20 protein-coding genes are annotated in these 23,886 nt (G+C 41.3%); 9 read left to right on the top strand and 11 right to left on the bottom strand.

Annotated features, from left to right (window positions below; all coding sequences use genetic code 11):
- Nucleotides 1-4 precede the first annotated feature (4 nt).
- Nucleotides 5-1,174 carry a hypothetical protein gene (locus AAC052_RS02965; RefSeq protein ID WP_339810818.1) on the bottom strand — a complete coding sequence of 390 codons (1,170 nt, stop codon included), beginning with the start codon at nt 1,172-1,174 and terminating at the stop codon, nt 5-7.
- A gap of 1,268 nt (nt 1,175-2,442) precedes the next feature.
- Here AAC052_RS02965 and AAC052_RS02960 point away from each other — a divergent pair.
- Nucleotides 2,443-3,153, top strand: coding sequence for a DUF6624 domain-containing protein (locus AAC052_RS02960; RefSeq protein WP_339810816.1), 711 nt, complete (start codon nt 2,443-2,445; stop codon nt 3,151-3,153).
- A gap of 218 nt (nt 3,154-3,371) precedes the next feature.
- Nucleotides 3,372-3,887, top strand: a complete 516-nt coding sequence (gene greB / locus AAC052_RS02955) for a transcription elongation factor GreB (RefSeq protein ID WP_339810815.1) — start codon at nt 3,372-3,374, stop codon at nt 3,885-3,887.
- A 48-nt stretch (nt 3,888-3,935) separates the two neighbouring features.
- Here the strand turns inward: greB and AAC052_RS02950 are convergent, their stop codons facing one another.
- From AAC052_RS02950 to AAC052_RS02930, 5 genes are all read right to left on the bottom strand, one after another.
- The gene (locus AAC052_RS02950; RefSeq protein WP_339810814.1) at nt 3,936-4,859 is read right to left on the bottom strand and encodes a toll/interleukin-1 receptor domain-containing protein; all 924 of its coding nucleotides are present in this window, start codon (nt 4,857-4,859) and stop codon (nt 3,936-3,938) included.
- The gene (locus AAC052_RS02945) at nt 4,856-9,649 is read right to left on the bottom strand and encodes a phosphoribosyltransferase (protein ID WP_339810812.1); all 4,794 of its coding nucleotides are present in this window, start codon (nt 9,647-9,649) and stop codon (nt 4,856-4,858) included. The genes AAC052_RS02950 and AAC052_RS02945 overlap by 4 nt, the downstream gene beginning before the upstream one ends.
- 271 nt (nt 9,650-9,920) lie before the next feature.
- Nucleotides 9,921-10,454 (bottom strand): hypothetical protein, encoded by a 534-nt coding sequence (locus tag AAC052_RS02940; protein WP_339810809.1) that lies wholly within the window; start codon nt 10,452-10,454, stop codon nt 9,921-9,923.
- A gap of 10 nt (nt 10,455-10,464) precedes the next feature.
- Nucleotides 10,465-11,541 (bottom strand): hypothetical protein, encoded by a 1,077-nt coding sequence (locus AAC052_RS02935; protein WP_339810807.1) that lies wholly within the window; start codon nt 11,539-11,541, stop codon nt 10,465-10,467.
- Nucleotides 11,525-11,833, bottom strand: a complete 309-nt coding sequence (locus AAC052_RS02930) for a hypothetical protein (protein WP_339810805.1) — start codon at nt 11,831-11,833, stop codon at nt 11,525-11,527. The genes AAC052_RS02935 and AAC052_RS02930 overlap by 17 nt, the downstream gene beginning before the upstream one ends.
- 308 nt (nt 11,834-12,141) lie before the next feature.
- Between AAC052_RS02930 and AAC052_RS02925 the strand changes: the two genes are divergently transcribed.
- From AAC052_RS02925 to AAC052_RS02905, 5 genes are all read left to right on the top strand, one after another.
- Nucleotides 12,142-13,194 carry a sensor histidine kinase gene (locus tag AAC052_RS02925; RefSeq protein WP_339810803.1) on the top strand — a complete coding sequence of 351 codons (1,053 nt, stop codon included), beginning with the start codon at nt 12,142-12,144 and terminating at the stop codon, nt 13,192-13,194.
- The gene (locus AAC052_RS02920; RefSeq protein ID WP_339810801.1) at nt 13,187-13,882 is read left to right on the top strand and encodes a response regulator transcription factor; all 696 of its coding nucleotides are present in this window, start codon (nt 13,187-13,189) and stop codon (nt 13,880-13,882) included. The genes AAC052_RS02925 and AAC052_RS02920 overlap by 8 nt, the downstream gene beginning before the upstream one ends.
- 121 nt (nt 13,883-14,003) lie before the next feature.
- Nucleotides 14,004-14,690 carry a porin family protein gene (locus AAC052_RS02915; protein WP_339810800.1) on the top strand — a complete coding sequence of 229 codons (687 nt, stop codon included), beginning with the start codon at nt 14,004-14,006 and terminating at the stop codon, nt 14,688-14,690.
- A 33-nt stretch (nt 14,691-14,723) separates the two neighbouring features.
- Nucleotides 14,724-15,434, top strand: a complete 711-nt coding sequence (locus AAC052_RS02910; protein ID WP_339810797.1) for a DUF4386 domain-containing protein — start codon at nt 14,724-14,726, stop codon at nt 15,432-15,434.
- A 227-nt stretch (nt 15,435-15,661) separates the two neighbouring features.
- A complete protein-coding gene (locus tag AAC052_RS02905; RefSeq protein WP_339810795.1) occupies nt 15,662-16,576 on the top strand; it encodes an NAD(P)-dependent alcohol dehydrogenase in 915 nt (304 codons plus the stop codon).
- A gap of 130 nt (nt 16,577-16,706) precedes the next feature.
- Here the strand turns inward: AAC052_RS02905 and AAC052_RS02900 are convergent, their stop codons facing one another.
- The gene (locus tag AAC052_RS02900; protein ID WP_339810793.1) at nt 16,707-17,606 is read right to left on the bottom strand and encodes a hypothetical protein; all 900 of its coding nucleotides are present in this window, start codon (nt 17,604-17,606) and stop codon (nt 16,707-16,709) included.
- Nucleotides 17,607-17,633: 27 nt separating this feature from the next.
- Entirely contained in the window at nt 17,634-18,575 is a 942-nt protein-coding gene (locus AAC052_RS02895; protein WP_339810792.1) for a hypothetical protein, read from the bottom strand.
- Between the two features lie 366 nt (nt 18,576-18,941).
- On the opposite strand from AAC052_RS02895, the gene AAC052_RS02890 reads away from it, so the two are divergent.
- Nucleotides 18,942-20,408: a histidine kinase gene (locus AAC052_RS02890; RefSeq protein ID WP_339810790.1), complete on the top strand. Its 1,467-nt coding sequence runs from the start codon at nt 18,942-18,944 to the stop codon at nt 20,406-20,408.
- Between the two features lie 4 nt (nt 20,409-20,412).
- Complete coding sequence (locus AAC052_RS02885) at nt 20,413-21,111, top strand: LytTR family DNA-binding domain-containing protein (protein ID WP_339810788.1); 699 nt, start codon at nt 20,413-20,415, stop codon at nt 21,109-21,111.
- Between the two features lie 199 nt (nt 21,112-21,310).
- Here AAC052_RS02885 and AAC052_RS02880 read toward each other — a convergent pair whose 3' ends face one another.
- The 3 genes from AAC052_RS02880 to AAC052_RS02870 form a co-directional block, all read right to left on the bottom strand.
- Entirely contained in the window at nt 21,311-21,943 is a 633-nt protein-coding gene (locus AAC052_RS02880; protein ID WP_317491774.1) for an SPOR domain-containing protein, read from the bottom strand.
- Nucleotides 21,944-22,108: 165 nt separating this feature from the next.
- On the bottom strand, nt 22,109-23,263 hold the full coding sequence (locus AAC052_RS02875; RefSeq protein WP_339810786.1) for an alpha/beta hydrolase-fold protein: 1,155 nt from the start codon (nt 23,261-23,263) through the stop codon (nt 22,109-22,111).
- A 175-nt stretch (nt 23,264-23,438) separates the two neighbouring features.
- On the bottom strand, nt 23,439-23,768 hold the full coding sequence (locus AAC052_RS02870) for a hypothetical protein (protein ID WP_339810785.1): 330 nt from the start codon (nt 23,766-23,768) through the stop codon (nt 23,439-23,441).
- Between the last annotated feature and the right edge of the window lie 118 nt (nt 23,769-23,886).

Here is a 23,886-nt window from a genome sequence, read left to right as displayed (position 1 = left end):
AATACTAGTTAATAATTACGAAATCTTCTTTCTTGATCATCGTATAGAACCCTAGCTCTGGCCTAGGTTCAGTTTTCAATAGATGAAGTGTTTTGTTTAATCCCGCTCTTCCATTAGGGCCTCTTTGACCATCTGGTCCACTATAACCCACCGATCCGTCAGCTCCATCTCGTCCATTATACCCATCTCGTCCATCAGATCCATCCAATATCACATCATCAGCACCCAAAAACTCACCTTTTTGCCCTTTGCCACCCTTACCGCCTTTGCCACCTTTGCCACCAACCCCGCCAGCTCCTCCATAACCTGGATCTCCTCCTAGACCGCCTTTCGTATCATAGGATATTGTCTCGTAGGTAAGTTGCCATCCGGTTGGTATATTTCCTGATATATAGATACTAGCATCACCTCCATTACCACCTGGGCCGCCATTACCACCTGCTCCGCCATTACCACCATTGCCGCCATGTCCACCATTGCCACCATTGCCGCCATTCTTTCCAGATCGAAAAGGAATATCACTGTACCCTCCTTTGCCACCAACACCTCCCTTTCCACCGTCACCACCTGCTCCTCCTGTACCACCGTTCCCTCCTGAACCACCTTTCCCTCCAATTGCATGGATAAGAAAGGATGTTTCTGGGTCAAAAGTCATTATTTCGAGAGTTATGTTGGCTGCATTTGTGCCCTTTTCCCCATTAGTTCCGGGGTCTCCATTGACCCCATCAGCACCATTACTAGCATGGCCACCATCCCCACCGGAAGTTGCCGATTGATCCACCTTGGCATCACTACCGTTTCCCCCATTTGATCCATTACTACCTGAACTGGCCTTTGGAGGTATAATAGAAGGTGTTGTACCGGCTTTACCTTGAACTCCTCTAGAACTTTTCACAATAGCTTCACCACTAATGAATTTTGCTGGTACAAGCAGTAAATCCGACTTAGTGTATAGAACTGAGCCTGAAGTAAATATAATTGTGTCAAATTTAATTTCTATTTCTTGAGAAATATCGGAGTTGATATCCTCGTCTTTGTGGGCTACCTCTACTTCACCTCTTATTACAAGTTTAGCCCCCTCAAAACCAATTAGGGGCTTGTCCAATGTAAGAGTTTCCCTAACTCCATTGTCATTTCCTAAGTAAACAATATTACTACTGTCTTCTATGGACATAACTTGGCTAATTGAATCGAAAGGTGCAATTAACGTGATAAGACTAGCTAGATAAACATACGAAATCTTCTTATTCATTAGATCATTATTAAGGTTGTGTTGCTGAAACTACTCGCAAAATATATAGAAAAGGTGCTTCATGAAATACCCAAATTTAGGTATTTTTCGTAATTAGTGCTCCTAATAAGGAGAAAGGCCTACCCAGAAGAAAAAACTATTAACCCCGCCCGAAACCAAAGCTATGTTAACATAACGCTCAGGATATTATATAACAAAAGCCCACAGAGCCGACGCCAGTTATATAATGATTTCCGCCAGTTGGCTTATGCTAAGTAGTGTGATCATCAGTCTTCGAATTGACACAGCTGCAGGTGGCTCCGACAACGATGCATTCTTGTGTTATATAATTTGACGTTATAGTAACCGGGCCGACGTTCGGTAGCCCCGCATCCAACGCTTGGGCTTACGCTGGCCGTGCCCTTTGCCCAGGCTATTTAGTTTTTCTTCCCCACGCTCTTTTGCCCGCCGAAATGGCCGGGCCACGCAGGCTGTGGCAACTGTCGACGCTAAGCAACAGCTCCGTACAGGAACACAATTTCCTGCAAAGAACCTTCGTGAGATTTGCGTGTACGATATAAACCCAACGAGTTTTTCAAATATTGGATTGTCAGGCGCCTGGGTTTGATTTCAAATGTGCCTGGCGAATGCTATGCATTTCTCAGCGCCTATAAGTGCAGCCAAACCACTTGCTGACCGACACTTTATTAGAAAGCATTATCAGACTATATTTATATATGAGCTCCGGGCGAATTAACATTTATCAGATGTATATGAATAACAATTACCAACTTGGTTTTTATGTTAGACGTGATTCATGGAAATCTGATAGAAAGGCAAAAGTTACCTGGATTGAGTTTGTGATTGAAGGTAAACCAATCAAAGGTAATCCTCCATATTTTGGTGGTTTTTTAGAATCCCCCAGGTCACCCTAGAGCCGGTAAAATTATGGGCCCTAGACTTGTTAAGCTTGAAGCAGATTGGCTTGATGGAGGCCAAATGAAAACCGATTCTGGAGGAAATTACTGTTGGATAAGAATTCAAAATTAACGTTTTACCGACTATTATTTATCTCGATATAAATGTTAAACCGGCTATATTAGATAGGTCGATAAGTTAGATTAAATACCTTAAACCTTTACAATGCCTGCTGTATTAAAACAATAAGAAATATTTAAAAATAATTGCTTAGGATTGATAAATGGGAATTAATGAAAAGATTCATGATAGTGTTGGTTGGTATGTCTACAATAGTAATAATCATATCACTCATTTCTTGTCGTAAAGAAATTAACCGAAAAGACCAAATGGAGATACCTCCAACTAATTTAAAGAAATCCTACAATCAATTATTTTTCCCACAAAAAGAATCAAAATTTAATTACGATAGTTTGATGACTAGTCTTAATAAAGAAAATTTATTATGTCATAGCTGCCTCGAATCATTGTTAAAAAAAGTATATCTCAGAGATCAAGAATTTAGAGATAGCCTTATGGCAATTGATAGAAAAGGAGATGAATGGAAATCAACGTCTTTTTGGAAGAAGATAATGCTAAATGACGAAATAAATAAAGAAATTGTTAAATACATCCTAATAAATAAAGGATATCCAGATACCCGGAAAATGGACTCCAAAGCACATAATGCGATTTGGTATACTTTGTTTCATAATTCTGATAGAGAGTTTTTAACAAAAAGCTTGGATTATCTAAAATTTGCCCATAATGATTCAGTTATTTCATCTCAAGACTATGCATTGTTAGTAGATCAAATATATGTCAGATGTGGCAAAAAGCAGATTTATGGAACCTATAATAGTTTCCGTAAGAGTGGAAATGGAATTATTTTTCCCGAGATAAGTCAAAGCATTGATTCAATTAATTATCACCGTGAATTAATTGGGCTAGTTAAAATTAAGTGATATTGTAAGAGTTGCTTAACCGCACACATTTCCCATTCCCTCAACCCTTCCCTCCTGCCCATCCCGATAGCCGTAGGAAGGCAAAAGATTGCTACCATACGTTTCAAAATTCTTATGAGCGCATCTAAAAAGAAGGAAGGCCTGCGCCGACGAAAAAACTATTAACCCTACCCCTGAACTATTATCTTGCGAAAGTTGTCAAAACAAGGTCATTTCTTATGAGGCGAAAAATCCCAGAATCAACGCTACCAAAACTCAATCGCTCGCAAATGATTACTTCCGAAGGCTTGCAAAAACTAAGGGAAGAACATGATCACTTGTGGCGGGTTGAACGTCCGGACGTTACCGCTAAGGTAGCATGGGCCGCAAGTTTGGGAGATCGTTCAGAAAATGCTGATTACCATTACAACAAAAAACGTCTTCGGGAAATTGATAACCGACTTCGTTATTTGCGCAAGTGTATTGATGACTTTAAAGTGATTGACTACCACCCCAACCAGGAAGGAAAAGTGAATTTTGGCGCCTGGGTAGAAATTAAAAATGAACAGAAAGGTCTTCAAAACCGTCTTCGGATTGTGGGTTACGAAGAGTTAATCGGTAACAAAGCGTATATCTCTATGGACTCCCCAATGGCCAAAGCACTGCTTGGTAAAACTGTGGGAGATGAAGCCATCGTTAAAACCAAAATGGGTGATTTTGTATGGAAAATTCTTAAAATAGAGTATCAGAAGTAGTATAACCAAAATAGATGCTGGAGCTGCTTTGTCACGCTTGGGCTTAGCCTACTTCGAATTGATATAGGTGATAAATTCATCAACTTTTTGATCAAAAATTGTGACATTTGCATCCGAAAAGAATTCCTTTCTTCCTTGGTATAAGTTTAGTAGCGCAGGCTTGCTATTTATACGAATGCCTTTATTGGTATTTAATATCCAGGCGATTTCTTTTGCATCAGAACCAGGGAGTAGTACCGGGACAAGCATAACCTCTTCCATGATGATCCAAGCAGCGCCTTCTTCATTAACACACGTTTCACTTGCTCTATAGTTCAATGACAAAAACTGAATAAATAGTGCCATTTTATTTTTCAAAAAATCATGGAGTTTATTTGGAATGTTAATTCCCCCGTGAATACCTCCTTCTTCCCTACTCGTAAACATAATATCCTTATGTGAAACTCCCAGTCCATTGATTAGGACTAAATCTTTAAATTTTTCAACAATATCAGAGTCTTTGGAAGAATGGCTTAAAAAAATACCTTTTTTAAGCCTTGAAGGCTTACTATTCTCACCACTTCTTTCTGAAATTTCAATTTTCGTCTGAGGTTTAAAAACACTTCCAACGCCTCCGGGAAAATCATCATATGAAAAAACTATGAGTGTCTCATCCTTTTCATAGAGGTTGCGTTTTGGAGCTGAGGTAATCAGATATTCCGTAATACCCGGATATTTCCTTTTTAGTTTGGAGCTCCTAAATGAATAAAATCCTTGCTTATTTTCATTGTGGAATATATGAACAAGAAATAAAAATGCTTGTTCTCCAGTATATTTGTCTATAACCTGGTCGAATTCTTCAACACTGTATACTTGATGAGAGGCTTGAAAAAGTTTAACCCCTATTTTGTCAACTTCCTTATCATAGTTGGATTTTTCATCCCACACAATAAGGACTATTTTTTCTAAATATTCATAATTAACATCTGTCATTTCAACTGGCATTTAAATCGGAACTCTTGAAAAAAATTGATATCAGTTTCCTTAACACTATATGACGTAGGTATCGGGTAGTTATTTAACCTTTTAAGAAGTTCTACCCCCTTACCACTGCCCGTCAACTCGTTATTATCACCCTCATGCTTGTTAGCATAAGTCGGCGACTTTTTAGTATTTATTATGCTAAAAACTATTGAATCTTGTTCAAGGTTACAATCCACATGGATTGGCTTGCCATGTTGAGCATACCTTAGATTTGAACTAACTTCTGTCATGGCCTTTTTAAAGTAGAATTTCGGAAATTCTATAGAGCTTATTTTCTCCATTTCCATAAAGTTTATTTTGAATTTAACTTCAAACCTATTAAGCGAAGCCTGAAATATTTCGATAAAGTTAGATGTGTTGATATTCTTAAATGCGATCGGATAGTCTGATTTTTTTTCGATATATTTATCAAATACATGATTAACTATCTTTCTCAAATGCCTTGGACTGAATGGGATTGAATCATGCACCATACCTTCAATTACTCCAGCAAGTTGTCGCAGTGAAAGGTTATCGTAGCTCACTTTATCTTGCATCAAGTCTTCCAAAGTAAATTCACTAATTCCCTCAAACTCTAGCGGAGCGTTACCAGGGTATATAAAAAAATCCAAATATGTCGAGCTAAATTGTAAGAGCTCACTTATAAATTTCGATATTAAAGACCAAGCATTTCTGATTTTAGAAAGCTCTTCTTGATAGGACTCACCTAACCCCATTTTTTTTTCTACTATTATCAATTGAGTAGAGAGTAGTTGTTTGTTATTCCTGATGTACTCGTTATGCATTTCATCATCATACACTTTTCCATAGTTACTTTTGATTAAACACACATGAGAATAGAAGTCTTGTGCACTGAACGGAAGAGAAGCAATAAAATATGAAAATTGTTTAATATGATTAATGCCCTTTTTTACACTTTGATCTTCAAGAAGATTTTGAATTAGTAGACGAACAATCCCAGAATATTTCTTGCCGGATATTTGATCTTTTTTTATCGGCATGAATAGTAATAGTCGATAAAATATATAGTTGAGATCCGAAGTGGACTTACCCCATATTTCAATTAAGTCTTTAAAATTTTTAGGGTTGAGAATTTCGAACAACACCTTGCCCTTGAAGACTGTGAAAAAGAGATGTATGAGGTCTTTGTTTGTCCATGCATAATACAATTCACCCACAGGTAATTTAGGGGCGGTGACTTTTCTAGGATTTCCAAATAGTATAGTGAGTATGAATTCCTCAATTTTTTCAATAATGTCTGGAACCACTCTCTTTACATTCGTGAAAAAATATGGCTCATGAAGGAAAACAATACAGATATCTTCGATCTGCTTATACCTATTCTCCCTTATTTTGTCACTTTCATATTGAATAATAAATTCATCAAACTGGTCAAAATATTCCTTGTAAAATCTGTAGTCCGATATTTTTCCAACTAATTGTTTTGCCAAAACCAAATCTTTAGTGACAGAAGAATTGTCTTTGTTTTTCACCAAATAGTTGCTCCCAACTGAATCAATCGACCTCAGTTCAAGTTCCTTCAATATATTTTGCGTGAGTTTTCTTATTTCATAAGGGGTGTTGCCAAGTTCGCCTAGTGCCAACAGAATCTGACGTTCTTTGCTTATTGGACTTTCCTCAATATAGTATGTAGGAATATTCCAATGGACGCCAAAAAATATGTCAATGATTAGGCCACCTTTAAGCCTATCTAATCGTGAGAAAAGTTCTCTTTTTGAGTCATTCGTCCTACCAATTATGGTTAGTATTACAAGTCGTTTTGCTTTAAGGAAGGCGATTTCATCTATCATCTGAATTATAGACTCTCCAGTACAAGTCCCATCATCCAGCACTAATACATTACTTCCGTTTATTGCAAGATTCATTGATTCACTGGGATGCGGAAATCGCCAACCATTTGTCGTAGGGAACCGCTCTAGTTCAAGAATTTGAACATTATGATTCTTTAAAACTCGATCTCTTAGGTAATCAAAATCCATATTTCTAATGCCAGATCCTCTTGGATAAACCAGTACATTCAGCTTCCCTGCATCAAAATTCTGACTGGATAGACGTTGAAATAGGATATCTATCAGTGGGTTTGATAGTTGATGATCCTTTAACATTGCATCCATGTCAAAGAAATATGGATGAATCAGCCCATTAAATTTAAAGTAGCCTACTTTAATATTTTTTGGATCAATATGATTTAGGAAAGTATTTTCATCTATTAGGACGGATTCAGTAATGTTGCTTTGAGAGATGCTTGTAAGAATTGGTGAGTTCGTGACAGGGTGAATCCGAACGACCTTTACTTTTCTAGAAATGAGTAAATCTCTAATGTGACTTCTTCGGTACTTTTTTATTGGCCTTTCGCTTAGGGAGATCAACTTGTCTTTAAGATGCTGGTAGTTGAATTTATCATTTTCAAACTCCTCATCGGTTGCATCTACAACCACAACAATCGATGATAGTCGTGCTCCGATATTTTGTAGCTCACTCTCAATGGTTTGCGTCAAATATCCAGTTGAAATTACATCGCAAATTAGGATTACTTGATCGTTTGAAACTACATGTTTTTGAAAACCGTCTTCGTTTGAAAAGTCATAATTATTATTCAATTCGAGCACATTCTCTGATGAGATTAAACCGAGACTGAGTAGCTTGTTGATTATTTTTTTACTACTTGACGTGAGCGATATAAATTTGTAGCCACCTACATCACCTAATTCTCTTATGATTTCTTGATAGAGAGCTAGGGAAATTTCGCTACATGTTTCATCATTGGACAGAATATCAAACAGTTTGACATATTGATACTGGTAGTAGTTACCACTGCATAGGAAGATAGAGTTTGGTATTTCAATTACAGTGTTTGAAATGATATCATTAATCTTGGAGAGATAAGACTTACGTCTATTTTTCTTGACAATTTTTAATATTGATTCCTTCCGTATAATAGAATGCAAATTTCCATACTGGTCAAAGTAATTTGCATTTCCTATTACATTTTGCGAGTCTTTAAAATCCGACTGCCTCAAATCATGGATTTCAAAGAGAAGTTCATTCAGTTTGAGTATATCGCCTTCGTGAAATACTCCCAGCCAAAAAATAGTAATATCATCTTCATTCTGATCATAGTAAATAAATGGTGTAGGATGAACGACAAACTGTTTTTTTGTAATAAATAGTTTACTTAGCTCGTCGTTTAATTGAACTAGATATTCTATTGGAGGCGGGTTAATGACAATAACATTATTGAGATTATTTATTCTATAATCAGAAACCAGGAATGAGATTATTTTCCTACTAATCCTCTCGTCAATATCGAAATCCTCAAAGTCAAAGAAAATCAGCCCTTCATTTGAAGCAGTCACTTGATTTATGATTAATTCTAATAAATTGGTATAGAGGGTTGACTTCTCTTTATTTTTCTCCCTTAGTCTTTTGTTAATTGAATAAAGATTAATGACTCTACTTTTCTCGTAATTGAAAGTTAATTCCTTTGGAATGCTAATTGGCTTAATTGAAGAGTAGTCAAATAGATTCTGTTTTTTACTTTCTGGAAAATAAATACTGATCAAAGTTCCAGGAAAATAATGTGACTCATTTCCAAAAGTACGGTAGGCATCCTGGAAGTTTTGTGTTTCAGAGAAGTCGTAGATCAGTCGCCCATAACCGCTTCGTGCTACGAGTAATCCATTGAACCTATTTACTATTGAGAGAACGTCAAATAAGCCCCTCGTGAAACTGAAATCATCGCTGTTTGAAAGATATCTATGTGCAATTGGATGCCTAGATGAATCATACTCAAAAGCATAGCGCAGAATTTCATTATCATGTACCGGTCCAGCGCTGACTCTCCTTTTAACATAGTCTGATTTTAAACTTTCAGTGATTCCTTCACCAAAATCCAAAAAGGAGATTTCAAGTGTTGATTGATTTTTAAATAGTTTCTCCTTATTCTGAAAGAACGCTTTTGTGTCAGGTAATGACTCAGAATTAAAATTGTTCTCTAGCCTTTTCCTTATCGTGCTTTCACTATTGTATTTTGGATTTATTCGTTTCTTTAAAGAAATGCTCAGAAATGCTTGATGATTGTCGGTTTCAAATATTGATTTCGAAAAGTGGTCAAGGAAGTTTTCATAAAGTTCCTTAGTTATTATTGTTGAAAGAGTCTGTGTTTCAAATGGCAGATAACAATTATTTGCTCGCAGTATTTCTTTTGTTGCCTCATTTAGATCGTACACATTGTCATGCAGTACTTTTTGAATTCTTTTATCATCATAGCCAATTATATTTGGTAGTGATATGAATGGGGTAACTCCGTGCCGTTCATATATTTCAACTTCTTCTTTTGATGATACAGGAAAATTTTCTTTGATCCTTTGGATTGTGCTGTCTGATATGTCAAAATATAAAGCGAGTTTGTCGTCGGTAGTTACTCGATGAATCTTCCACTCCTCCCAAATGCCGAGAATAGCTTTTGCCCTTCGCTCCGTAAGGTTTATAAATCCTTTTTCTAAAAACTTAACTTTAAATTGAAACTCAACTTCAACCAAATATCTAAATAGTGCTGTGAGTGTTAGAAGTTCTTCGTTGGCCACATACCCTACATTTGTAAAGTCAAAAATATATGGCCTATTAGACTTTTTGGCCTCAAGCCTTTTAAAGTCTTGATAGAAAGTATGAATAATGTCATCTAAATGGATTTCAGCTACCTTATCTCCAAACTTCATTTCAATAATTCGTTAGATGGCAATCAATTTAGGATATAAATCGCACACATTTGCCAACCTGCCTCTCCTCTCTCCTTCCCAAAATGGCAAAAGAGTGCTACCATTCGTGTGAAAAATTGAGATTTGTGAACCTAAAAAGAAGCCTACCCTAAAGAAAAAAAACTATTAGCCCCCTACCCTGAACCGAAGCTATTTTAACATAACGCAGGCTATTATATAACATTCACGAGCGTTAAGAAGGCTGGAAATGACAGGCTGTCGGCTTGGGACTTCAATTCTTGTCTAAGAGATACATCCTAATACTGTCAATTACCGCTTTCTTATCACTTCTAATCTTTGCTATATGAGAATCGAAAGTGCTCCAGTCATAATCATCTGCAAAGCTCTCGTTACTCTTAACAATTTCCTGTATTGCTGCGCAGCGTGCCAATATATCATCAAGTTCTTTCGCTAGAGAGACTCCTTCATGGAAGTCCCTGAAATACTGCATATAGAATAAAAGATATTGGAACTCATCTTCAAGTTCTCTAACTCTTAACCTAGGGTTCTTACCCTTGTAATCATTTTTATAGGTCTCAGTAGAGATCACCTGAGATTGAAAGATAAATTCATCACATGCTTCTGAGAATTTCAGTAGGGAATTTAAAGTTGTTGAATAATCAACATTCAGCTTGTGAATTCTTAAGATGCGTTGCTCTTCTAAATAACCCAACGAGAAGTAACCAATAATAGCAAGTATAGCCCATGAAAGTATACTCTTCAATAAATCCATCCACCATTTTTTGGGATCACTCCAATCTTGCATAATTCAACTTTTAGAAAGGATAGCCAACTACAAGGTTCATTTTGAGTCTCTTTCCAAAATTATCATTGGCTGAATTGTTGATGCCAAAAGTATCTTCTACTTCCAAGGAAAGGCTACCAACTATTTGCCTACTGTCTTTCTCCTTCACAAGTGCAATTCCTATTCCTGAATTATTTTGAAATTCCTTATTGCCTCTTGGCTGATATGTAAATCTGTTAAATAGGAAAATTCCAATTGGATCAATTTTGTGAGGCAAGTACAGATAATCAGAGTTTAGGCTTAAATTAGGAATATTGCCTTCATAATCATTTTCAGGACCAAAAACGGTTTTTTCATCAGAATGGAATGTATTCTGTCCAGAGCTTCTTGACGTGAAAACAGTTTCTTTGTCTAGTGAGGTTAAATTGTTACCGGATGAGATTTCAACGACGGTACCAAGCATTGCGGTGTTCATCTTCCAAATCTCACGTGTCTCGACTTTTGGCTTAAGTACTAAAGTGGAATCACATGCACACCCCTTAATAAGCTTGTAGACCCAGGTACTATCCATCTCTCCTGTTTCAATCTTAACGATAGATTTCACTTTCGATTTATAACCAGCGATACTATTATAACCTAAACCGAAGCCAAACCCGTAATGGTCAGTTTCGACAATTTCATCTATGTCATTTAGCAAATTAAATCGGCTTGCATTCGCTGAAATTTTCAGGTACAAATCATCAACAACGGGTATCGTTCCCTCATCATTTATTTTTATCCAACGAAAATTTCGAAATAATGAGACTTCTCCTTGAGGCATGAACTCTTTTTCTGATAAGATTGGTGAACTACCATCAGATGTTTCCATACTACCCTCAACCCCCCATATCTTGACATCTGAATTAACAAAAAAAGCATCTTCCTCAGAAATGAATTTAAGTCTAGAATAACTGATCTTAGAGTCTGTGAAATTGAAAGTTACTCCATTTTCTTGTTGGTTGAAAATTGAAGTCTTTCCCTCCGAATCTTGCAAAACACTATTTTGCGCACTAGCAATCAAATGCAAGAGTGAAAGGACAACAAGTAATATTTTAACTCGGATCAACATTTACATTCCTTCTTGAGATTAGACTTTCACCAACTGTTCCAGGGGCTTCGAAAAGCAGCTTTTCATTGTCTTTTCTTGTGATTTTCAGCTTGTATTCAACACCCTTTGCCGCCACAACTTTAATAACACCTACTAGTCGTCCAGAGATAATAACCGAAGCTTCTCCAGTTAACTTTGAATTCGATGACCCTACCATTTTAACTCTATGTTTTTCAGGGGTTATAAAGTGACAGAATACACCGAGAAAACTCTGTTCTGTTGTTGCTTCAACTTTTAGATGTAGGACTGGCATAGGTTCCAATAAACTTTAATGTAATTTATCTTTAAAGCCACCTTCTTTCAATACCTATTTTTTGGTAATTTTCAATTGGCGGAAAGATTTCCATTCGCATCAAAAATGAGATGAGTAAATCTAAAAAGAATAAAGGGCTATCCTGAAACGGGCAATTAATGGTACTTAAATAGCTAGGCCTACCCCTTGCCCAAGCCACCAACAGTTTTCCTTCCCACACTCTTTTGCCTGCCAAAGTAGAGTGCTCCTGTATGATTTTCACCACCCTCACCTGATTTTCAATCTCGTTTTATTCGCTACATTTCGTTATGAAACGACCCTTCGTCATTTTGCTTCATGTGGGCTTTTGGGCCTGCTACTTCCTGCTGGTGTTTATTGCACTGGGCTTGTATTATCGGAGCCATCATGATGTGGGCCGTCTCCTGAATGCGCTGTACAGCGTACTGCTTTTTGCTGCCGTGCCTTCCGCCCTGTGCTTTTACTCCTACTACTATTTTCTGTTTCCCAGGTACCTCCAGAAGAAGAAAATCCTTCGAGCCATCTTTATCGGATTACTGATGGCCATCCTGGCTGGTGTAGTGGGCTATATTTTAATACGCTTTTTTATTGAGACGGGCCGCATTTATGATATGGATGAAGGAGGACGGCACGGCAGGTCTACAGCGTTTCAAACCATCGTGGTCATGTCAGTCATCGGCCTGGTAAGCGGAGGCGTGGCCCTGGTGATGAAAGGGTTTGTTACCTGGTTCAATGAGATTAAACTGAAGGAGGCTTTGCGAGAGAAAAACCACGAGATGGAGCTGCAACTGATTAAAAATCAGTTTGATCCCCATCTTTTCTTTAATACGATCAACAATATCGACTCCCTGATTTTGAAAGACGCCGTGCTGGCCTCCGACTATTTGAACAAGCTGTCCGACATTATCCGTTTTGTGCTTTACGAAACCAGGGCCGATAAAATCCCGCTTTCGAAGGAAATCGAATACATGGAAAAGTACATTGCCCTGCAAAAAATAAGGACAGCCAATGAAACCTACGTCCACTTTTCGATAACAGGCACGGTTGGCGACAAGTTGATTGCTCCCATGGTGTTTATTCCCTTTGTCGAAAACGCTTTTAAGCATACCACCAACAAAAAAGTGGAGAATGCCATTACCATCCACATCGCCGTTAACGACACCAACGTACGGCTGACCTGCAGCAATAAATACGACCCAAAAATGGCTCCCCAGGCACACGGCGGCCTTGGCAATGAGCTGATAAAGAAAAGGCTAAGCCTTATTTACCCTGGCAAGCATGAGTTGGTAGTGGATAACGACAATGAGCTATATTGTGTAAACCTGGCCATTCAACATGGATAAATATACCTGTGTGATCATTGAAGACGAGCCCCTTGCGTTGGAGAAAACGAAGGGCTTTGTAGAAAAAATACCTTTTCTGCAATTGAGTGCCACATTTGACAATGCCCTCACCGGCCTCGCCTATCTCAACAGCCACAAAGTGGATGTACTTTTTCTGGATATCAATATGGACGAGCTGTCGGGAATAGAGCTCCTGGAGAGCACAAAAATCAACAGTCAGGTGATCATTACCACGGCCTACCAGGAGTATGCCCTGAAAGGTTACGAGCTGAAAATAACGGACTACTTGCTAAAGCCGTTTACGTTCAACCGGTTTATACAGGCAGTGAACAAAGCGCAGGAGAACCTCTCCTACCGCCATTCGGAACCGGCCCCGGAATTCATATTCGTGAAAACAGAGAACCGGCTGGAAAAAATCATGCTCAATGAAATAGTTTATATAGAAGGGATGCGTGACTACCGAAGGATCCACACGCCAACGAAGAAGATCATGACCCTGCAGAATTTCAGCGAATTCGAAAAACTGATTCCGCCGGGCGTAATATGCCGGGTGCACAAGTCGTACATGGTGTCGTTGAGCAAAATTGTATCCGTAGAGCGTGGACGCATCAGGATAGCCGACCAGCTGATACCGATTTCGGATACCTACAAGGACGTGTTTTACCACCTTATTCAAAGCAGGGCGTAATTTCCTCATTTATTTCGCAGACTAAAAGCGGCACTATGCAGACATCTTTGCGGCTGTTGCATAATAAAATTTCAGGGCCCGGGCCGCTCATTTTCCTTTGTTAAAAATTAACCAAGGAACAATGAAAAAAACAATCAAGAAGGCCATCGTACTAGGTATGGTTGCCTTGTCCGGAAACTCAATGGCTCAAACTATTGACAGTTCGTCGGTTCATATCACTGACAAAAAAGCGCCTATCACGTACATGCATCCATTGCTTAACCTGGCAGCCACCAGCTTGAACCACGAAAAAGGTAATAAGGCTATTGGAGGCAACGAAAAGCCTGTCATGTCTCTCCAGGCGGGCCTGGCCTTTCAGGGAGGCATCTCTTCCCATTTTTCAATGGTGTCGGAGGTGTACTATATATTGAAGGGCGGTGAACTTGGAGCGTACAACCCCCTGACCACTGAGAATGGAACGCTGCGGCTGCATGCGGTAGAAGCGCCTGTGCTGGCCAGGGTTCATTTTGGCAAGTTTCATGTAAATGCGGGTCCTTCAGTAGCCTACAACCTCGGCGGCAAGGTGAAAGCCGACGGTAGGTCGAGCAAAGTGTCATTTGATAACAGCGACGGTCTCATACGTTTTGAAGCTGGCGTGCAGGTGGGCGGCGGATACACCTTCCGCATCAAGAAAAAGCTGTATGTGCTGGACATTCGGTATGCTCACGGACTCACCAACATTGCTCACAACGATCAACTGTACAACCGCAACCTGAACATCAGTGTGTACAATAAACAGCCCTGGAAGAAGAACCCCCTTGCGAAGTAATGGGCAGCGGGAGTATCTGTGTGGTCATAAAAAATGGAAAAAGTAATGAAAGCCTACAATTCCAACAGAAAAGCCTCGCTGACGGCGGGCATACTGTACCTGCTCACTTTCGTGTCCGTCCCTACCCTGGCGCTTTACGGGTCGATTCACGATGCAAACTACGTTGTCAGCTCATTTCCGGATACGCCCGTTCTCATCGGGGGTATTCTGGAAATCGTAGTGGGGCTCACCGGCATTGGCACGGCATTGGCACTTTATCCGGTATTGAAAAAGCAAAATGAGGGTCTGGCGCTGAGCCTTGTCGGCTTCAGGGTGCTGGAGGCGGCTACCATCTTTGTCGGGGTGATGTTCCTGCTAACGGTGGTGGCACTGCATCAGTCCGGGGCTGGTGCAGGGGCATTGGATATCAGCCGCACCCTTGTGACAATGTACGACCGCATGTTTCTGATAGGCCAGAGCTTCATGCCTGCCATCAACGATGTTGTGCTTGGGATCTTGCTCTACAAGTCTCGTCTAGTTCCCAGAGGGCTGTCTCTGATTGGCATCATTGGCGGGCCTGTGCTGCTGGCGGGCACGTTTTCGGTGATGTTTGGCCTCATCGGGCAACGGGATCCCCTGGCCGGGCTAAGCGCTGTGCTGGTAGCAGGCTTTGAATTGTCGCTGGGGATTTACCTGATCAGGAAAGGGTTCAAGCCGTCGGCTATAGCGAACCTTGGGCCACAGCCATTAAAACCCCTGAGGTGATCAGCAGAAGGTTCGATAACCCGGGCAATGCAAAAATAATGTCGCATTGAGCTTTCAAAAAAATGTGTGTTTCGACAAGCTCAACCTGACACATTTTTTTTGCAAGCTCAATAACACGTCATCGGTAGCCCCTCAGCCTGAAATAGATTTAGGGCTTTTGAAATAGCTCCTTTATTTTACCCAGGGTGCACTTAAAAATAGACTAACATATAATTAAATTTTGACGAATGAAAGCTGTCGTTTATGACAAATATGGTTCACCCGATGTGCTTGAACTAAAAGAGGTGGACAAACCAACCCCTAAGGAAAATGAAGCGCTGGTAAAGGTTTACGCCACCACAGTAACAGCCGGCGATTGGCGGTTACGAAAGGCCGACCCCTTCCTGGCCCGGCTTTTTAATGGGCTATTTAAACCCAGGCGGGTGAAAATACTGGGCTTTGAGGTAGCCGGGGTAATTGAAGCGGTGGGCAGCAAAGTGAGTACCTTCAAAAAGGGAGACGCTGTTTTTGCCTCTTGTGGTCTGAGGTTTGGCGGTTATGCCGAGTACACCTGCCTTCCCGCCAACCATTTGATGGCCATGAAGCCGTCGAACATGACGTTTGAAGAAGCTGCCACCGTTCCCGTTGGCGGCTTGACGGCCCTGAGATTTTTGAGGCAGGGCGGCATCAAACCCGGCGACAAAGTATTGATATATGGTGCCTCGGGCAGCGTGGGCACGTTTGGTGTGCAGCTTGCCAGGGCTTTTGGAGCAACGGTGACGGGGGTGTGCAGCACGGCGAACATCCCGCTGGTTGCTCAGCTGGGGGCTGAGTCCATTCTGGATTATACAAAAGACGAACACACAACGACGGCTGAACGCTTCGACATCGTTTTTGATGCGGTGGGAAAAGGTACTAAATCGCAACTCCGGCATTTGCTGAAACCAGCCGGAAAGTACGTTTCGGTAGCCGGCAATGCGAAGGCGAAGGATGATGACCTCACGGCACTGAAAAACCTCATTGAGGCAGGAAAGCTGATCACAGTCATTGATAAACGATACAGCCTGGAACAAATCAGGGAGGCGCACACCTACGTGGAGTCATTTCGAAAAAAGGGAAATGTGGTGATCAATGTGATTGCTAACGAAGGGCGTGCGGGCTAGAAAAAAGCTCTTTTGACTAAAAAATAGCAGGCAACAGGTTCGTTGTGGAACTGTTGCCTGTAAACTACTCTGGTGAGAATTAAATGTGCGCCCGGTTGTCGGTTACTGTTTACCTATGTACTCTACGTTGTTATCGGGGTCTGAGATTCTCAATGACCTGAGCATCCACCCAATAAGGTTTTCCTACCCAATTAGTACTTCCATCTTCTCTAACCTCCCACTCTCCCCTCGAAAAAAATAGATATTTCCCATCGTGTGTTACCGATGGGGAGCTTTCCTGGAGTTCTGTGTTTATCTTACTACCCATGTTCATTGCAGGTTGCCAGGAACCATCTTTTGCTCGAAAACTGATATAGATATCCGACCCACCATACCCGTCTTCTCTTTCAACGTCCCACATTAAATAGGATTCATCCGGAGCAATGTAAGGATGTGCAATATCTATTCCTGTATTAATTTCAGTACCCATTTTGACCGGTGTTTCTTGTTTGCCGTTTATGAAACCAGAATAATAGATAGAGCCGTTTACCGCACTATCATCCTTTTTATAAACAGCAAAATAATAGGTTCCCCGGGATGAAATCGACATACCATGTGCCTGATCTTTTAAGAATTCACCCAGACTTTTGAGTTCAGACCACCCTGTTGCAGTTCGTTCCCTATACTCCTTTCCAAGGTACATTGTATTGCCATCCTCAGAGAATCCTGGCCATTTTATATCAGTCTCTGTTTCGTTCCCCCATTTCCCATTTTCATATCGAATAACAAAAAATGTGCGTTTTTCATATTTTCCATTTTTCCTGGAGAAATAGTATTCCTTCATGTCTGGAGAATGGTTACCACCTTCAAAAAGTCCTTCTGGAGAAACAATGTCAGGAGCAAAAAGTACAGGAATTAGGCCCGGTGGCTTTTCTCCAAAATAGCGATCTTCCAGGGGCGGTTGGCTGGCATCGTTTTCAATTTTTTCCTGAGCAAGAGCTGTATTGATTGAAATGGAAAATGCCAACATTAGTAATTTCATTGCTTTCATGGTTACTTCCTTTTTTTTGATGAGTTGTTATTGGGGTCTGAGAGTCTCAATGATTTGTGCGTCAATCCAGTAGATATCCGTATTTCGGCCGCTTACCTTTCTATTGAACAAAAGGTATTTGCCGTCAGGGGTAACGGTTGCATAGGCATCCCATTGAGCGGAGTTGACCTTGTCACCCATATTGATAGCAGGACCCCACGAATCATCTTTTTGCCGGAAACTGATGTAAAGGTCAGAGTCTCCATATCCCCCCTCCCGCTCGCTATCCCAAATGAGGTAGCTCTCGTCCGGGGCAATAAATGGATGAGCCGTCTTTTTGCCTGAGTTGACCACCGGCCCCATTCTCGCAGGCTCCTGGCGCTTGCCTTCTTTGATGGTCGAAATGCGAATCGCATCATTGCTTTTATAGTCATCAAAAACATAGGTGCCCTTTGCGGATGCCGACAGGCGCATAATCCCCCAGTCTTCCCGGTCAAACATGGGCCCAAGGCTTTTGCGCTCCGACCAACCGTCGCCAACACGATCTTTGTACCCTTTGGCCATGTGCATGCGATTGCCATCAGGCGAGAAAACGATTTCACCTTTCCGCTTGAATTCAGTGTATTTCTTCCAGACATTGTTTTCCTGCCGGAAGCCAATAACGGTTGGGTGGAAATTGTCGGGGTTGTAGCTTGTGTATTCACCGAGGTCTCTCGTGAAGTAAAACTCTTTCATACCCGGGGCAAAGACGCCCTCTAGCTCCCATCCTTTTTTTGAGATGATACCCGGAGCAAATGGTTCTGCCACCATGCCAGGAGGCTTTTGCCCCATATAGGGGCCCTCCATGAGTGGGAAATCAGGGTTGCCTTCCATTTTTTCTTGAGCAAGCCCGGTACTGAGAGAGATCACATTCGCCAATAGGAGCATTTTCGTGATCCGCATTCCCCTCCTATTGTTGATATGTTTGAAATAGTTGAGTAAAATGGTCATAAGTTGAGATTGAGTTTTTGAAGGATATACATCAAAATTCTTGTGAGAGTTGTTGATGTACACCGTTTAATTTGCCAACTGCTCTATGCATGAATGAACTGCTCAAAGAAGCCATTTAATAGTGGTTTCTTTACGTCAGTAAAACCTTATCAAATGAATTTGAGATCGTTACCCTGTTTTCTCTTAGCATTGATACATGTGACATCTTGCTCCCAAAGTCCCGTGTTCAAAAGGTACGAGACGGTATTCAAAATAGGCGATCAACAAGGGTGGGCTGCAAAAAGCTGGAATGATGAAGACTGGAAAAGTGGAAGGTTTGTAGTGGATGGCGGTCGGGTTTTCTGGTCCCGAACTAAAATTGACATTTTGAAGGCTCCGGAATCATTGCATCCATACGGTCTTCAGCTACATGCATATGGTGAGTATGAGGTTTTTTGGGATGGCGTTTTGATTGGGAAAAATGGAAACCCCGGTCAAGAAGAACTGCTTGGGCCTGAAGGTAAAATGTGGGCTACTTTTAGCATTCCTACTCACCTGACGGAAGCGGGAGAACATTTATTGGCCTTGCGATCGAGTCTCCATTCTTTCCCAAATCACACAAGAATAGAAGAGTTGGACATCGCTTATTATGATGATTTATTAACCGACAGGCTCATCGAATCTTCCTATATGCATCTGTTTGCAGGAGCCTTTCTCATCGCCGCATTCTATTTTCTTTTTCTGTTTCTAAGTGACAAAAAAGAGTATGCAATGCTAATTTTTAGTATAAGCTGCTTTCTCTTTTTTCTCCTGATATTGGCGGAGTTCATTAAAGCCTATGTGCCCATCCATTACAGTCTGCATGTCGTACGTTTACAGGTCATAGGCATTCTGATGCTCGGTATTTCTTTTTTGATTCCGTTCTATTTTTCCATGCAGTTTCCTTTCCCCAAACGAAAATTGCTGCTGATCATCTATGCCGGAATTCTATTGTTCATTTTCCTGACAAAATATGATTACTTCGAATTGACAGCCAATAATATGGCTTTAAGTATGTGGCTTTTTTCTTTTGGGATAGCGGTGTTTGGGGCTTACAGAAAAATGAAAGGTGCTCGTCTCGTGCTGTTGGCGCTACTATTATCCGTGCTTATAAGTTTTGTCGCTTCCTTTAACAAAAGCCTGTTCGCAGGTTTCAGTCTTATTCTTCTCAGCATGTTCTATTTGCTTTCTCTCCGAATCAAAGAACAACGATTGGCTTATGAAACTTCTCTCGTTCAATCGACTCGCCTACGTCTGGAATTACTTAAAAAGAATATTCAACCTCATTTTCTAATGAATACCCTGACCTCATTAATAGATTGGGTGGAAGAATCTCCCAAAAAAGGAGTTTTGTTTATAGAAGCTTTAGCCAAAGAATTTGACCTTTTTAATCAGATAGAAGATCAAACACTGATCCCTATTGCTCAAGAAATAGCCCTTTGCCGTGCGCATATTGAGGTTATGACGTACAGGAAAGAGGTCAACTATTTCTGGGAGGAAGAAGGCATAGACCTTGAGCAAAAAATCCCACCTGCCATTCTTCACACGCTATTGGAAAATGGCATTACGCACAGCTTGCCTCTGGAAGATAATAGCGTCAAATTTAAGTTGGTATTTGAGTCGAATAGTGAGTGCAGGTGTTTTACCTTTTTTACGTTTGCTGCTGGTGCGAGGCAAGCATCGGGAGATAGAGATGAAGGCACAGGGCTGAAATACATCAAGGCTCGATTGACAGAAAGTTATCATTCGAATTGGGATTTTACCTCTGAGCCAACAAATCATGGTTGGAAGAACGTCCTAAAAATATACTCATAAAGGGATGAATGTTTTAATCGTTGAAGATGAGTCAAGAATTGCCAAAAGAATTGAAAGGATGACCCGTGACATTCTTGGCAATGACTTACACTTTCTCACCCATATTAACACACTCCATGAGGCATTGAAATTTATTGAAAATAGCTCATTGGATTTCGTTCTCCTGGATTTGAATCTTAATGGCGAAAGTGGTTTTGACCTCCTGACGACGGCGGTTTCGGAGTCGTTTCATACCATCGTAATTTCAGCCTACCAAGACCAGGCAATTACGGCTTTTGAATATGGAGTGTTAGATTTTGTACCTAAGCCCTTTAACAGAGGTCGGTTGGAGCAAGCCTTCAACCGTGCCATCACCAAAGAAAAAACAGCAGCGAATAAGATTAGATTTTTAGCCGTAAAAAAAAGGCAAAGGATACAGCTGATACCCATTGAAGACTTACTTTTTATTAAAGGTGCAGGAGCCTACGCCGAACTATTTCTGACAGACGGAACAAAAGAACTGCATGATAAATCGCTCGAAAAGCTGGAGCAATTGTTATCGCCTACTTTTGAACGTATCCACAAATCATACTTGCTGAAGATGTCTGAGGTAAGGGAAATTATTGTGAAGCCTGGCAGCAAATATATGGCCGAGCTTAAAAATGGGGCACTTATCCCTATTGGAAGAACTAAATACAGAGACATAAAGGCGAAGTGGCTTTAAACACCTTGTTGATACGGAAAGAAAACCCCCTAACCAATTCTCCGGCATCTAGTGACATATACCATGGATTGGGGATATTGGAATCTCTTTCAATTTGTTGACAAGAAACCAAGAACAGTGGTATATATTTCTATACATTCAATCGCTGCATGTCAGTGGATCACAACTGGAAATATTTTGTAGTTTCCTGAACAAGATCTCAATACTTCAACACCCAAACGCCTTCTCCAAACGCACTGGCCGATGAGGTAGCGGCTACGGCTTCGTCCCACGTGGGATAATCGCCCACAGACACACGGTGGAATAGCTTGTTGGTGCCGGAAGGGTTAATTATTTTCAAGCTGTTTCCTTCTTTGGCCAGTTTGTTGGCATAGTCCATGGCCAGGTCGCCATCCACACTGCTTGAAACGACCACGTAGAAGCGTCCCGTTGGTGAAGCAACAGTTTCAATCGTTCCGGGTGTTTGTTTGGCGGCTAATTCATCCAGTTTGGCCCTCACCAGTGCCAACTGATCCTTAGCATATTGCTGATCAGGCAAAAGGGAGGCCGCTTCAGCATAAAGGGAATGCGCCGTCTCCCAATTCTCTTCTGCAAATGCCACATCGGCATTTTTTATCAACTCTTCGTATTTAACTTTCTTCTGAGCCTCCAGCTCCTGTCTTTTTTTCTCGGCCTCTTCTTTGGCTATTTGTTCCAAACGAGCCTTTTCTTTTGCCTCTTGTTGAGGCTTATACATAAAAAGGTAATACCCGCCCGCCAATACCACCAGCACCAGCGCCAGGATGATAATCACGCCTGCGGTCTTGCTGCTTCCGTTAGAATTCTCAGCCATTGGTCAATAACTTTAAGTTGAAGGTTATACAATGATAAATAAATTGGAGTTAATTCCCCTCATTGTCCTACTGTTGCGTCAGTAAATCACCTTATGCAGCTCTTTTTTCTTATTTTTAAAAGGTTTTTCAACTGTATTTGGCTATTTAAACTTGCTGTTCTGCCATCACTTAAAAAGCATCGGAGCCATTACATACAGGCTTCGTCTCCAGCTTTGGAATTCATGGGCTGTGTTGGGCGACACGTAAAAATGTGTTTTTAGGCCCGCTGCCGTAACTGCCGCAGTGTTTTCTTTAGGATCGCCCCAGGGCCCTCTGCGGGGATTGTCCAGCTCCCGGCTCCCATAGCTCACAAACAATAGCTTCACATTTTTCTTAAAATCAGGCGATTTCTCCAAATCCTCCATGCTGATGCTTCCGCCACTCAAAAGTCCCACATACGAGAACACACCGGGCTTGGCAAGGGTGATCGTGCGGGTTTCCATCCCTCCCATCGACAGGCCAGCCATGGCACGGTGGGCCGGATCGGCCTGGGTAAGGTAATTGGCATCCACATAAGGGATTAGCTCATCCAGCAATACGGTTTGGAAGGGCGTGATATCGAAGCTGCTCAACTGTCCGAATTTGACCTCGTTAGTCATCCCGTAGGTCATCACAATCAGGAAGGGCTGCGTTTTTCCGGCGGCAATCAGATTGTCCATGATGAGGTTGGCGTGGCCCTGGTTGCTCCAGGCGGTTTCGTCCTCTCCCCAACCGTGCTGCAGGTAGAGCACTGGGTATTTTTTAGATCGGTCTTTGCCATAGCCCGGAGGCGTATACACAAAGGCCCTTCTGGAGGTATTGGTACTTTTGGAAGGGAAAAGAATTTGCTCCACCTTGCCGTGCGGAACGTCCTTTAAGGCATAGATGTCCTCATCGGCAGCGGGAATTTCAATCCCACTTTCCCACCTCACTGACCCATAGAAATTCAGTGTGCCGGGGTCGTTAAATGTGCCGCCGTCTACATTAAGATGATAGTAATGAAAGCCTTCGTCGAGAGGTCCCTCGGTAGTGCCCTCCCATATGCCGTCTGCTCCTTTGGTAAGAGCGGTTCCCCCTCTTCCACCAAGGCCGAGGCTTACGTGCACCTTCTGAGCGTCGGGTGCTTCAATACGAAACCGTACATAGCCCTGAGAGTTGACTTGCGGATACTCTTTTCCGGGCTGATTGAGAACTGAGGGCTTGAAATCCTCTTTTACCGGAGGTGGGTTCTCACTTTGTGCAGATGCCAGTGTGCTGGCAAATGCCAGGAGCAGCGAAAGAATGAGTCTTGATTTTTTCATGGCTAGTTTAATAGGTTTTTAGGTGTGTAGAAGCGCTTTCATGCCCCTTCAATAATGAAATTAGTGATTTAAATCATCATTTCTTAATAATAATTGTTGATTTGACACTTTTAATTTCAAGTGTTGGCTAGTCGCTGGAATGGTCACTCACTATTGCTCACGTGGTGGGTGTTAGCTACCTGGAATTGCGCTTTGATTCTTGCTTGTAATTCATGTAAACGTTAAATGCCCATAGCACCCAGGTAAGGCTGACGAGGAAATACCCGGTATTGGAGATGGCCTCAAGTGTGTAATAGTCTCTATATCCCACAAGAAAGAGGATGGTGCTTATGAGCAATGGGATACTTGCGATGAACCCAAAAACCTGAATCCATTTCCTAAATGCTGCATAGGAGGCAATCAGCAACAAAGAGGGGAAATATAAAAAATTGGAGCTGATGGTAATGCGGTAAAAGCCCTGGTAGTCTTCCACTGAGGCCACATCCGTGATCTCAAACAGACTCATGAATGAAATTCCAAAAGAAATTGCCTGGGCTGTAAAACCAGCTGCTGCCAGAATTTGTCCCTCTTCCTGACTTCATCATTTTGCTCTCAAAAAAGTCAAAAGGTTTGTTATTTTAAGA

Origin of the sequence: uncultured Imperialibacter sp. (genome assembly GCF_963974565.1) — a bacterium.
Lineage (GTDB): Bacteria > Bacteroidota > Bacteroidia > Cytophagales > Cyclobacteriaceae > Imperialibacter > Imperialibacter roseus.
This window is presented reverse-complemented; position numbering and strand designations above follow the sequence as displayed.